This window comes from Actinoplanes sp. NPDC051513 (assembly GCF_044454685.1).
Taxonomy (GTDB): domain Bacteria; phylum Actinomycetota; class Actinomycetes; order Mycobacteriales; family Micromonosporaceae; genus Actinoplanes.
The window spans coordinates 163,273-175,149 of record NZ_JBITDW010000012.1 but is presented as its reverse complement, the minus strand read 5'-3'; the positions used below and the strand labels follow the sequence as shown (position 1 = coordinate 175,149).

General features: G+C 69.7%; 11 protein-coding genes. 6 read left to right on the top strand and 5 right to left on the bottom strand.

Features of this window, described 5'->3' with window-relative positions:
• Positions 1-2: 2 nt before the first annotated feature.
• The 6 genes from whiA to ACIA5D_RS32420 all read left to right on the top strand — a co-directional run bounded on the left by whiA (position 3) and on the right by ACIA5D_RS32420 (position 5,161).
• Positions 3-983 (top strand): DNA-binding protein WhiA, encoded by a 981-nt coding sequence (gene whiA / locus ACIA5D_RS32445; protein WP_396034161.1) that lies wholly within the window; start codon positions 3-5, stop codon positions 981-983.
• A gap of 365 nt (positions 984-1,348) precedes the next feature.
• The gene (gene gap / locus ACIA5D_RS32440) at positions 1,349-2,344 is read left to right on the top strand and encodes a type I glyceraldehyde-3-phosphate dehydrogenase (protein ID WP_396034160.1); all 996 of its coding nucleotides are present in this window, start codon (positions 1,349-1,351) and stop codon (positions 2,342-2,344) included.
• 6 nt (positions 2,345-2,350) lie between these two features.
• On the top strand, positions 2,351-3,571 hold the full coding sequence (locus ACIA5D_RS32435) for a phosphoglycerate kinase (protein ID WP_396034159.1): 1,221 nt from the start codon (positions 2,351-2,353) through the stop codon (positions 3,569-3,571).
• Positions 3,572-3,573: 2 nt separating this feature from the next.
• On the top strand, positions 3,574-4,359 hold the full coding sequence (gene tpiA / locus ACIA5D_RS32430) for a triose-phosphate isomerase (protein WP_396034199.1): 786 nt from the start codon (positions 3,574-3,576) through the stop codon (positions 4,357-4,359).
• A 90-nt stretch (positions 4,360-4,449) separates the two neighbouring features.
• Positions 4,450-4,707, top strand: coding sequence for a preprotein translocase subunit SecG (gene secG, locus ACIA5D_RS32425; protein ID WP_396034158.1), 258 nt, complete (start codon positions 4,450-4,452; stop codon positions 4,705-4,707).
• Positions 4,708-4,819: 112 nt separating this feature from the next.
• A complete protein-coding gene (locus ACIA5D_RS32420) occupies positions 4,820-5,161 on the top strand; it encodes an RNA polymerase-binding protein RbpA (RefSeq protein WP_396034157.1) in 342 nt (113 codons plus the stop codon).
• Between the two features lie 10 nt (positions 5,162-5,171).
• Here ACIA5D_RS32420 and pgl read toward each other — a convergent pair whose 3' ends face one another.
• From pgl to tkt, 5 genes are all read right to left on the bottom strand, one after another.
• On the bottom strand, positions 5,172-5,885 hold the full coding sequence (pgl, locus tag ACIA5D_RS32415) for a 6-phosphogluconolactonase (RefSeq protein WP_396034156.1): 714 nt from the start codon (positions 5,883-5,885) through the stop codon (positions 5,172-5,174).
• Positions 5,886-5,949: 64 nt separating this feature from the next.
• The gene (locus ACIA5D_RS32410) at positions 5,950-6,963 is read right to left on the bottom strand and encodes a glucose-6-phosphate dehydrogenase assembly protein OpcA (RefSeq protein ID WP_396034155.1); all 1,014 of its coding nucleotides are present in this window, start codon (positions 6,961-6,963) and stop codon (positions 5,950-5,952) included.
• The gene (gene zwf, locus ACIA5D_RS32405) at positions 6,960-8,477 is read right to left on the bottom strand and encodes a glucose-6-phosphate dehydrogenase (protein WP_396034154.1); all 1,518 of its coding nucleotides are present in this window, start codon (positions 8,475-8,477) and stop codon (positions 6,960-6,962) included. Before zwf ends, ACIA5D_RS32410 begins: the two co-directional genes overlap by 4 nt.
• A gap of 83 nt (positions 8,478-8,560) precedes the next feature.
• Positions 8,561-9,673, bottom strand: a complete 1,113-nt coding sequence (gene tal, locus ACIA5D_RS32400; RefSeq protein ID WP_396034153.1) for a transaldolase — start codon at positions 9,671-9,673, stop codon at positions 8,561-8,563.
• A 14-nt stretch (positions 9,674-9,687) separates the two neighbouring features.
• Positions 9,688-11,817, bottom strand: a complete 2,130-nt coding sequence (gene tkt / locus ACIA5D_RS32395) for a transketolase (RefSeq protein WP_396034152.1) — start codon at positions 11,815-11,817, stop codon at positions 9,688-9,690.
• Positions 11,818-11,877 lie beyond the last annotated feature (60 nt).

Sequence of the window (11,877 nt, the reverse complement as noted above, 5' to 3'; positions counted from 1 at the left end):
CGATGGCGATGACGGCAGCGGTCAAGGACGAGCTGAGCCGGGTCGATGTGCCCAAGCCCTGCTGCCGCCGCGCGGAGATGGCTTCCCTGCTCCGATTCGCGGGCGGCCTGCACATCGTCTCCGGTCGCGTGGTGGTGGAGGCCGAGCTCGACACCGGCGCGGTGGCCCGCCGCCTGCGCCGCGAGATCGCCGACGTGTACGGCTACCCGAGTGAGGTGCACGTGCTCGCCAGCGGCGGCCTGCGCAAGGGCAGCCACTACATCGTGCGGATCGTCAAGGACGGCGAGGCCCTGGCCCGCCAGACCGGCCTGCTCGACGTGCGCGGCCGTCCGGTGCGGGGCCTGCCGCCGCACGTCGTCTCGGCCAACGTCTGCTGCGCGGTGGCCGCCTGGCGGGGCGCGTTCATGGCGCACGGCTCGCTGACCGAGCCCGGCCGTTCCAGCGCGCTCGAGATCACCTGCCCGGGACCGGAGGCCGCGCTCGCGCTGCGCGGCGCCGCCCGCCGGATCGGGATCACCGCGAAGGAGCGTGAGGTCCGCGGCGTCGACCGGGTGGTGATCAAGGACGGCGACGCGATCGCCGCGCTGCTGACCCGGGTGGGAGCGCACTCCTCGGTGCTGGCCTGGGAGGAGCGCCGGGTGCGCCGCGAGGTGCGCGCCACGGCCAACCGCCTGGCCAACTTCGACGATGCCAACCTGCGCCGCTCGGCCCGGGCCGCGGTGGCCGCCGCGGCCCGGGTGACCCGTGCGCTGGAGATCCTGGCCGACGAGGCGCCCAACCACCTGACGTCGGCCGGCCGGCTGCGCCTCGAGCACCGGCAGGCGTCGCTGGAGGAACTGGGCGCCCTGGCCGACCCGCCGCTGACCAAGGACGCGATCGCGGGCCGTATAAGGCGTTTGCTGGCGCTCGCCGACAAGCGCGCCCGCGACCTGGGCATTCCCGACACGGAAGCCGCGGTGACGCCCGAGATGATGGCCTGCTGAGGTTTTGCGCAACCCACCACCGGACGCGAAAGACGCGCTGCGGCCTTGCCGCGCGGCGAGGCCGCGAGGTCGAACGGGGGCTTGTGCCGACGCGTACGTAAAAAGGGGTTTGGGGTAATTTTGAGTCACCCACCCGCTGCTCGCGGGGGTGAGGGGCTCGGATAGGGTCTTCGTGACGGCGACGGTGCCGGCAGCTCGGCCGACCCGCGCCGTGACGCCGCCAGTCAGGCACGGCGCCACCTCATGGGGCCCCTGCTCGGGGGAGCGCGGCGGCCGGACGCACTTTCGCCGACCAAAGCACAAGGTCGGCGTAAATCCTCCGCCGGTCGACGAAACCCGGCGGACCGAAACGAGGAGATCCACCTGTGACCATCCGGGTTGGCATCAACGGCTTCGGCCGTATCGGACGTAACTTCTTCCGGGCGGTCCTCGCCTCCGGCGCGGACATCGAGATCGTCGGCGTCAACGACCTGACCGACAACGCGACGCTGGCCCACCTGCTCAAGTACGACTCGATCCTCGGCCGCCTGCCGCACGAGGTGAAGGCCACGGCCGACGAGATCACCGTGGGTGGCAAGACGTTCAAGGCGTTCGCCGACCGTGACCCGGCCAACCTCGCGTGGGGTGACGTCGGCGCCGATGTGGTCATCGAGTCGACCGGCTTCTTCACCGACGCCAACAAGGCCAAGGTGCACGTGGACAACGGCGCCAAGAAGGTCATCATCTCGGCGCCGGCCAAGAACGAGGACATCACGATCGTGATGGGCGTCAACGACAACCTGTACGACGCCGCGAAGCACACCGTCATCTCGAACGCGTCCTGCACCACCAACTGCCTCGCGCCGATGGCGAAGGTCCTCAACGACACGATCGGCATCGAGCGTGGCCTGATGACCACGATCCACGCCTACACCCAGGACCAGAACCTGCAGGACGGCCCTCACAAGGACCTGCGTCGCGCCCGCGCCGCCGCCCTCAACGTGGTGCCGACCTCGACCGGCGCCGCCAAGGCCGTCAGCCTGGTGCTGCCCGAGCTCAAGGGCAAGCTCGACGGCTTCGCGATGCGCGTGCCGATCCCGACCGGCTCGGCCACCGACCTGACCTTCCAGGCCTCCAAGGAGACCTCGGTCGACGAGGTCAACGCCGCGATCAAGGCCGCCGCGGACGGCCCGCTCAAGGGCATCCTGGTCTACACCGAGGACCAGATCGTCTCGACCGACATCGTGACCGACCCGGCCTCCTGCATCTTCGACGCCGGCCTCACCAAGGTCATCGGCAACCAGGTCAAGGTCGTCGGCTGGTACGACAACGAGTGGGGCTACTCGAACCGCCTCGTCGACCTGGTCAAGCTGGTCGGCTGACGCATCGTGAAGACTCTCGACGACCTGCTCGGCGAGGGTGTCTCGGGCCGGCGCGTGCTCGTGCGCGCCGACCTGAACGTCCCGTTCGACAAGAACAACGCCGGTGTAATCACCGACGACGGGCGCGCACGGGCTGTGCTGCCGACGCTCGTCGCGCTGCGTGACGCCGGCGCCCGCGTCATCGTCATGTCGCACCTCGGCCGCCCCAAGGGCGCGCCCGACCCGAAGTTCACGCTGGCGCCCGTCGCCACCCGGCTGGGTGAGCTGCTCGGCACGCCGGTGGTCTTCGCGTCCGACACCGTCGGCCCGTCCGCCACCGCTGCGGTTGCCGCACTGAACGACGGCGACGTGCTGCTGCTCGAGAACCTGCGCTTCAACGCCGGCGAGACGTCGAAGGACGAGGCCGAGCGCGGCGCGTTCGCCGACGAGCTGGCCGCCTACGCCGACGTGTATGTCGACGACGCGTTCGGCGCTGTGCACCGCAAGCACGCCTCTGTCTACGACGTGCCGGCGCGGCTCCCGCATTACGCGGGCTGGCTGGTCCTGCGCGAGCTCGAGGTCCTGCGCCGGGTCAGCGACGCGCCGGAGCAGCCGTACGTCGTCGTGCTCGGCGGCTCGAAGGTCTCCGACAAGCTCGCGGTGATCCAGGCGCTGCTGCCGAAGGTCGACAAGCTGCTGGTCGGCGGCGGCATGTGCTTCACCTTCCTCAAGGCCCAGGGGCACGAGGTCGGCAAGTCTCTTCTCGAAGAAGAGATGATCTCGACGTGTGCCTCGCTGCTCGCCGAAGCCGGCGATCGGCTCGTTCTGCCGGTCGATGTCGTGGCCGCCACGGCGTTCGCCGCCGACGCAGATCACGATACTGTTGATATTTCGGGTATTCCGGCCGATCGGCTCGGGCTGGACATCGGGCCGAAGTCGGTCGCGCTGTTCGCCGAGGCGATCGCCGGCGCCAAGACCGTGTTCTGGAACGGCCCGATGGGCGTCTTCGAGCTGGCGCCGTTCGCGGCCGGCACCCGGGGCGTCGCCGAGGCCATCACCAAGATCGACGGCTTCTCGGTGGTCGGCGGCGGCGACTCGGCTGCGGCCGTGCGCACGCTCGGCCTCGACGAGTCGGCGTTCGGCCACATCTCCACCGGTGGCGGCGCCTCCCTCGAGTATCTCGAGGGCAAGAAGCTGCCCGGTGTCGAAGCCTTGGACCGTCATAGCGAGCAGCGGAGGGCCACGTGACGATGAGTGACCGCCGCCCGATCATCGCCGGCAACTGGAAGATGAACCTCAACCACTTCGAAGCCATCCTCCTGGTGCAGAAACTGGCCGCCGGCCTCAACGAGCAGCAGCTCACCGACGTCGAGGTGGCCGTGCTGCCGCCGTTCACCGATCTGCGCAGCGTGCAGACGGCGATCGACGGCGACAAGCTCAAGCTCGTGTACGGCGCCCAGGACATCTCCAGGTTCAAGGGCGGGGCCTACACCGGGGACATCTCCGGCGCGATGCTCGAGAAGCTCGGCTGCACCTACGTGCTGGCCGGCCACTCCGAGCGCCGCGAGTACCACGACGAGGACGACCAGCTCGTCAACGCGAAGGTGAAGGCGGCCTACGCGGCCAACCTGATCCCGATCGTCTGCGTGGGCGAGGGGCTGGTGACCCGCGAGGAGGGCACGCACGTCGTGCACTGCACCAACCAGCTCGAGGCGGCGCTGAGCGGCCTCAAGCCCGAGCAGGTCAAGCAGGTCGTGGTGGCGTACGAGCCGGTCTGGGCGATCGGCACCGGCAAGACCGCGACGCCCGAGGACGCCCAGGAGGTCTGCAAGGCCCTCCGGGTGAAGCTCGCCGACCTGTACGGGGTGGAGATCGCCGACGCCGTGCGCATCCAGTACGGCGGCTCGGTCAAGGCGAACAACATCGCCTCGATCATGGCGCAGCCCGACATCGACGGCGCGCTGGTGGGTGGCGCCTCGCTGGACGGCGAGGAGTTCGCCTCGATCGTCCGGTTCCGGGAGCACGCCGGCCGCTGATGGCAGACGCGCGTGCCCGGTCGCCCCGTGCGGCCGGGCACCCGCTATTGTTGGACCGCTGTCTGTCCTTCGAGAGGAATGAACCCGATCATGCCGATGTGGTTCGCGTACACGTTGATCGTGTTGCTGGTGCTCACCAGCCTTGTGCTGACCCTGCTGATCCTGCTGCACCGCGGCAAGGGCGGCGGCATGTCGAGCATGTTCGGCGGCGGTGTCACGTCGAGCCTGGCCGGCTCCTCGGTGGCAGAGAAAAACCTCGACCGCTACACGGTGCTGGTCGGCATCATCTGGTTCGCCTGCATCGTCGGTCTCGGTCTCTGGCTGCGCCTGGCCCTGCCTGCTTCCTGACTGACGGTAATAGTCGTAGAATCTGCCGCGCGTCCGGTTAAGGCCGGGCGCGCGGCATTTTTTGCCCCGTTTTGCTCCCCTACGAAAAGGCCTCGAGACAGGAGTGACGTCCGTGTCCAGTGGCAGTGCGATCCGCGGCAGCCGCGTCGGGTCCAGCCCGATGCGCCCCGACGAGCGCAGCGAACCCGCCCCACGCCGGGAGGTGATCTACTTCTGCGCGGCCGGGCACGCGAGCGAGATCAAGTTCGCGGCCGAGGCGCCCGCGCCCGAGACGTGGGACTGCCCGCGCTGCGGCCAGCCCGCCGGGCTCGACGGGGAGAACCCGCCCGGACGGTTGCGCGCCGAGCCGTACAAGTCGCACCTGGCCTACGTGAAGGAGCGCCGCTCCGACGAGGACGGCGCCAAGATCCTCGCCGAGGCGCTGGCCAAGGTCCGTCAGCGCCGGGGCGAGTGACCTTTTCCGATCAGTAGCGCTTCGCGCCCGCCGCCTCGTCGAGCAGCCAGTAGGTCCGCGACTGGCCGGTGGCGTGGGCGGCGGGCCTGCTCTTGTCGCCGTTGAGCGCCGCACCGACGGCGTCCGTCTTGTCCGGGCCGGCGGCGATCAGCCACACCTCGTCGGCCTCCTGGATGGTCGGCATGGTCAGCGTGATGCGGGTGGGCGGCGGCTTCGGGCTGTTGTGCACCGCGGCCGCCGTGCCCGTCTCGTTCAGTGCCGGGTGCTCGGGGAAGAGCGAGGCCACGTGCCCGTCCTCGCCGACGCCCAGCATGAGCACGTCGAAGGGCAGCCGCACCTCGGCGGCGTAGCGGGCGGCGGCCGCCTCGGCGTTGTCGCCGTCGGGGCCGTCCGAGGCGGGCATGGGGTGCACCCGCGCCGGATCGAGCGGCAGCGCGTCCAGCAGGGCCTCGCGCGCCTGGGTCTCGTTGCGGTCCGGGTCGCCGGTCGGCAGGAACCGCTCGTCGCCCCACCACAGGTCCACACGCGACCAGTCGATCGCCTTCGCGGCCGGCAGGTCCTGGACCGTGCGCAGGACCTTGGCGGCGATCCGGCCGCCGGTCAGCACGACGCTCGCCGTGCCGCGCTCGGCCTGCGCGTCCACAATCTTGGCGACCAGGCGGGACGCGACGGTGGCGGCGAGGATCTCCGCGTCGGGGACCACCACGACCAGGGTCTTGCTCACTTGCGCCTCCTAAGGCGGAAGGGCCGCCCACCGTGCGGCGGGCGGCCCTGCTGATTTGTCGGAGCTAGGCGGCGGAACCACCGGGGCCGGCCATGGCGCCGGCCTCGTCGGCGCGGGCGGCCAGGGCCGGGTCCTTCCAGACGTGCACCCGCATCGGGGCACGGTGGTCGAGGCCGGTGACGCCTGCCATCGCGCCCAGGGCCTCGGAGTAGATCTGGTCGGCGTCGAGCCGGCGCAGTTCCTCGGCGAGCTCGTCGCCGACCGGCCGTTTCGGCAGCGGCATGTAGCGGTCCTCCTGGCCGGTGCGGCTGAACAGCGCCGTGTTCTCCTCGCGGGTGACCCGGACGCAGTCGCCGTTGGCGCACTGCAGCTCGACCGAGTGCATCCGCGGGGAGCGGTCGGTGGCCTCCATGACCGGGACGATGCCCAGGCGGGACTGGAGCCAGCCCTTCATCAGCGCGGCGGTCGGGTCTTTCTCGGGCGCCACGATCGTGGCGCCGACGACCCGCTCGTCGGTGGTGTCGAAGGCTCCGGCGACCAGGGTGCGCCAGAGCGTGATTCTGGTCCAGGTGAGGTCGGTGTCGCCGGGGGCGTAGTCGACCGCCCGCTGCTTCAGCGCCGCCACCGGGTCGGGGGCCTGCGCGCTGTCGGTGATCCGCCGGTCGGCGACGACGCCCAGGAAGTCGTTGGCGATCGAGGTCGGCGGCTCTTCGTGCCACCAGGTGACCACCGGTACGTCCGGGGCGAGCAGCGGCATGACGACCGACTCGGCGTGCAGGGCGAGACGCCCGTACATGCGCATGACGACCGCCTCGGCCGGGCCCAGGCGCCCGCCCACGACGATCTCGGCGTCCAGCCGGCTGCGACCCTCCATGTCGGAGCGGACCACGATGAGCAGACGGCACGGGTGCGCCGCCGCCGCGATCGTGGCGGCCGCCTCGGCCTCGCGGACCTTCTTCTCCTCCACGACGGCGACCAGGGTCAGGGCGAGGCCGGAAGCCACGCCGCCGGCGCTGCGCCGTTCGGCGGCGAGGGCCTTGACGACCTCGTTGCCGGTGGTGTCCCACAGACCGATCATGCTCGCCTCCAAGCACGGCCCTCGCGGGCCAGCATCTCGTCCGAGGCGCGCGGGCCCCACTCGCCGGAGCGGTACGGCTCGGGTTTGACACCCTTCCAGGCCGCCTCGAGCGGGTCGATGACCCGCCAGGACTGCTCGACCTCGGCCGCGTCCGGGAACAGGGTGCGGTCGCCGACCAGCACGTCGAGCACGAGCCGCTCGTACGCCTCGGGGCTGGACTCGGTGAACGCCTCGCCGTACTGGAAGTCCATCGCGATGTCGCGGACCTCCATCGTGGTGCCCGGCACCTTGGAGCCGAACTTCAGCACCACGCCCTCGTCGGGCTGCACCCGGATGACCAGCTGGTTGTTGCCGAGCATCTCGACGTCGGCCGGGTCGAACGGCAGGTGCGGCGCGCGCTTGAACAGGATCGCGATCTCGGTGACCCGGCGCGGCATCCGCTTGCCGACGCGTACGAAGAACGGCACCTCGGCCCAGCGCCGGTTCTGGATGCCCAGGCGGACCGCGACGTATGTCTCCGTCGTGGAGTCGGAGGGGATGTCTTTCTCCTCGAGGTAGCCCACGGCGCGCTCGCCGGCGACCCAGCCGGGCAGATACTGCCCGCGGACCGAGCCCCTGGAGATGTCGTTGGGCAGGCTGATCGCCTTGAGGACCTTGAGCTTCTCGGCCCGCACCTCCTGCGGGTCGAAGCTCGTGGGCTCTTCCATGCCGACCAGCGCGAGCAGCTGGAGCAGGTGGTTCTGCAGCACGTCGCGGGCGGCGCCGGAGGCGTCGTAGAACGCGGCGCGGGTGCCGATGCCGACGTCCTCGGCCATGGTGATCTGCACGCTGTCGACGTACTTCGAGTTCCACACCGGCTCGAACAGGCTGTTCGCGAAGCGGAGGGCCAGGATGTTCTGGACCGTCTCCTTGCCGAGGTAGTGGTCGATGCGGTAGACGTCCTGCGGCGTGAAGACCTCGTCGACCAGCTGGTTCAGCGCGATCGCGGTCTGCAGGTCGTTGCCGAACGGCTTCTCGACGACCACCCGCCGCCAGCCGCCGGACTTGGCGTTGTCGGCCATGCCGGTGCGGGCCAGCTGGTTGAGCACCAGCGGGAACGCGGCGGGCGGGATGGAGAAGTAGAACGCGGCGTTGCCGGGGATGCCGTTGCGCTCGCGCAGGTCGTCGAGCGTGGCGGCCAGGTGGTCGAACGCGGAGTCGTCGTCGAACGAGCCGGGCACGAACTGGAACTGGCTGGCCAGACGCTGCCAGACGTCCTCGCGCCACGGGGTCCGGGCGCCCTTCTTCGCCGCCTCGAGGGCCAGCGACTCGAAGTCGCCGTCGCCCCAGTCGCGGCGGGCGAAGCCCAGAACCACGAAACCGGGCGGCAGCAGACCGCGGTTGGCCAGGTCGTAGACGGCCGGGATGAGCTTCTTTCGGGACAGGTCACCGGTGACTCCGAAGATCACCAGAGCGCAGGGCTCCGGGATGCGCGGGAGCCTGCGGTCCTGTGCGGTACGCAGCGGATTGCCCACGTGGTCCATCCTGCCAGTTCTCGGTGTCGTGCAGGTGAGGTACGCAGGGGCCCGCTCTGATTGAGCGGGCCGCTGCGAGAGGGTCAGACGCCGGTGCCGGCCTGGAGCGACTTGTGGACGCTCTCGAGCAGTTCCTTCCAGCTGACCTCGAACTTGTCGACGCCCTCGTCCTCGAGGACCTTGACGACGTCGTCGAAGTCGATGCCGACGGCCTTGAGGTCGGCCATCACCTGGTGGGCCTGCGCGTACGAGCCGGTCACCGTGTCGCCACGGATCTCGCCGTGGTCGGCGAACGCGTGGATCACCGACTCGGGCATGGTGTTGACCACGCCGGGGGCGATGAGCTCCTCGACGTAGATCGTGTCCTTGTAGTCGGGGTTCTTCGTCGAGGTGGACGCCCACAGCGGCCGCTGCGGGTGCGCGCCGGCCGCGGCAAGGGCCTTCCACCGGTCGGTGCCGAAGACCTCCTCGTACGCCTCGTACGCCAGCTGCGCGTTGGCGATCGCGGCCTTGCCCATCAGGGTCTTGGCCTCGTCGCTGCCGATCTTCTCGAGGCGCTTGTCCACCTCGGTGTCGACGCGGGAGACGAAGAACGACGCCACCGAGCCGATCTTGGTGATGTCGTGGCCGTTCGCCTTGGCCTGCTCGACGCCGGCCAGGAACGCCTCCATGACCGCGCGGTAGCGCTCGAGCGAGAAGATCAGCGTCACGTTCACGCTGATGCCCTCGGCCAGGGTCGCGGTGATCGCCGGCAGGCCCTCCAGGGTCGCCGGGATCTTGATGTAGAGGTTCTCCCGGCCGACGAGCCACCAGAGCGTCTTCGCCTCGGCGACGCTGCTCTCGGTCTCGTGCGCCTTACGCGGGTCGACCTCGATGGACACCCGGCCGTCCACGCCGTTCGACGCGTCGTAGGCGGGGCGCTCGACGTCGCACGCGCCGCGGACGTCCTGGGCGGTCATCAGGCGTACTGCCTCTTCGACCGTGACCCGCATGACGGAGAGGTCTTTGACCTGGGCGTCGTACGCGTCGGCGTCGGAGAGCGCCTTCTGGAAGATGCTGGGGTTCGTGGTCACACCGACCACGTGCTGCTCGTTGAGCATCTTCTTCAGCGAGCCGCTGGTCAGGCGGACACGGGAGAGATCGTCGAGCCAGACCGCCACACCCTGGGCGGAGAGCTCGGCAAGCCGATCAGTCATTCTCCTACACTCCCTCAGTTACCGGTCTTGTGACCGGTGATCTCGCCGACCTTTGCGAGGGCGGCGTTGGCCTTTGCCACCACGTTGTCCGCGGTGAACCCGAACTGCTCGAAGAGGATCTTGGCAGGCGCGCTGGCGCCGTAGTGCTCGATGCTGACCGGCTCGCCCGCATCTCCAAGAATGCGATCCCAGCTCATCCGGATGCCAGCCTCGACGGTTACACGTGCCTTGACCCCCCGCGGGATCACTTCTTCCTGGTACGCGGTGCTCTGCTGGTAGAACCATTCCTGGCACGGCATCGATACCACCCGGGTCGGGGTGCCCGCCGCCTCGAGGCGCTCCTGCGCGGTGAGGCAGTACTGCACCTCGGAGCCGGTGCCGATGAGGATCACCTGCGGCTCGCCGTCGGAGGCGTCGGACAGCACGTAGCCACCCTTGAGGACACCCTCGGCCGACGCGTACTTCGACCGGTCGATCGTCGGCAGCGCCTGGCGGCTCAGCGCGAGCGCCGTGGGGGAGTCGGTGTGCTCGAGGGCGCCCCGCCAGGCCCACGCGGTCTCGTTGGCGTCCGCCGGGCGGACCACGTTGAGGCCGACGATGGCGCGCAGCGCGGAGAGGGTCTCGATCGGCTGGTGCGTCGGGCCGTCCTCGCCGAGGCCGATGGAGTCGTGCGTCCACACGTAGATCACCGGCAGCTTCATCAGCGCGGAGAGCCGGACGGCGCCGCGCATGTAGTCGCTGAAGATCAGGAACGTGCCGCCGTACGGGCGGGTGAGGCCGTCGGCCGTGATGCCGTTGAGGATCGAGCCCATGCCGTGCTCACGGATGCCGAAGTGCAGCGTGCGGCCGTACTCGTTGCCCGGGAACTCCTTGGTGGCGTACTCGGCCGGGATGAAGGACGGCTCGCCCTTCATCGTGGTGTTGTTGCTCTCGGCGAGGTCGGCCGAGCCGCCCCACAGTTCGGGCAGCACCGGCGCGAGCGCGTTGAGCACCTGCTGGGAGGCCGCGCGGGTGGCGATGCCCTTGGCGTCGGCCGGGAACTCGGGCAGCGACTTCTCCCACCCCTCGGGGAGCTTGCGCCCGGCGAGCCGGTCCCACAGCTCCTTGCGCTCGTCGTTGGCCTTCGCCCAGGCGCCGAACGACTTCTCCCACTCGGCGTGCGCGGCGCGGCCCCGCTCGGCGGCCTTCCTGGCGTGCTCGAGCACGGCCGGTTCGACGGCGAACGTCTCGTTCGGGTCGAAGCCGAGGATCTCCTTGGTGGCCTTGACCTCGGACTCGCCCAGGGCGGAACCGTGGATCTTGCCGGTGTTCTGCTTGTTCGGCGCGGGCCAGCCGATGATCGTCTTGAGCACGATGAACGACGGCTTGTCGGTGACCTTCTTGGCCTCCTGGATCGCCTTCCAGAGCGCCTCGACGTCTTCGTGGTAGTCGCCCTTGGCCGGGTCGCCCTTGCGCCACGAAACGGTCTGCACGTGCCAGCCGTACGCCTCGTACCGCTTGCCGGCGTCCTCCGACTTGGCGATGCGGGTGTCGTCCTCGATGGAGATCTCGTTGTCGTCGTAGATCAGCGTGAGGTTGCCGAGCTTCTGCACCGCGGCGATCGCGCTGGACTCGTGGCTGACGCCCTCCTCGATGTCTCCGTCGGAGCACATCGCATAAACGTTGTGGTCGAACGGAGAGTCACCGGGGGCGCCCTCGGGGTCGAACAGGCCGCGCTCGCGCCGGGCGGCCATCGCCATGCCCACCGCGTTGCCGATGCCCTGGCCGAGCGGGCCGGTCGTGACCTCGACGCCGGAGGTGTGTCCGAACTCGGGGTGGCCGGGGGTCAGCGAGTCCCACTGGCGCAGCGCCTTCAGGTCGTCCAGGGAGAGGCTGTAGCCGGAGAGGTAGAGCTGAATGTAGAGGGTGAGGCTGGAGTGCCCACAGGAGAGCACGAAGCGGTCGCGCCCGGCCCAGTGCGGATCGGTCGGGTCGTGCCGCATGATGCGGTTGAACAGCAGATAAGCGGCGGGCGCGAGGCTCATGGCCGTTCCGGGGTGGCCGTTGCCGGCCTTCTCGACGGCGTCCATGGCCAGCACCCGGACGGTGTCCACCGCTTTGCGGTCGAGGTCGGACCAATTGAGAGCAGGATCTGTGGCAGCCACGTCGGTTGTGCTCCTCGGGGCATGGATTAGGAACCCTTTTGAGGTTGACCCTATCCACTT

Bases quoted from the DNA above. Each gene is read 5' to 3' on its own strand.
- whiA (WP_396034161.1), top strand. From the start codon at position 3: ATGGCGATGACGGCAGCGGTCAAGGACGAGCTGAGCCGGGTCGATGTG.
- tpiA (WP_396034199.1), top strand. From the start codon at position 3,574: ATGAGTGACCGCCGCCCGATCATCGCCGGCAACTGGAAGATGAACCTC.
- secG (WP_396034158.1), top strand. From the start codon at position 4,450: ATGCCGATGTGGTTCGCGTACACGTTGATCGTGTTGCTGGTGCTCACC.
- ACIA5D_RS32410 (WP_396034155.1), bottom strand. From the start codon at position 6,963: ATGATCGGTCTGTGGGACACCACCGGCAACGAGGTCGTCAAGGCCCTC.
- tal (WP_396034153.1), bottom strand. From the start codon at position 9,673: ATGACTGATCGGCTTGCCGAGCTCTCCGCCCAGGGTGTGGCGGTCTGG.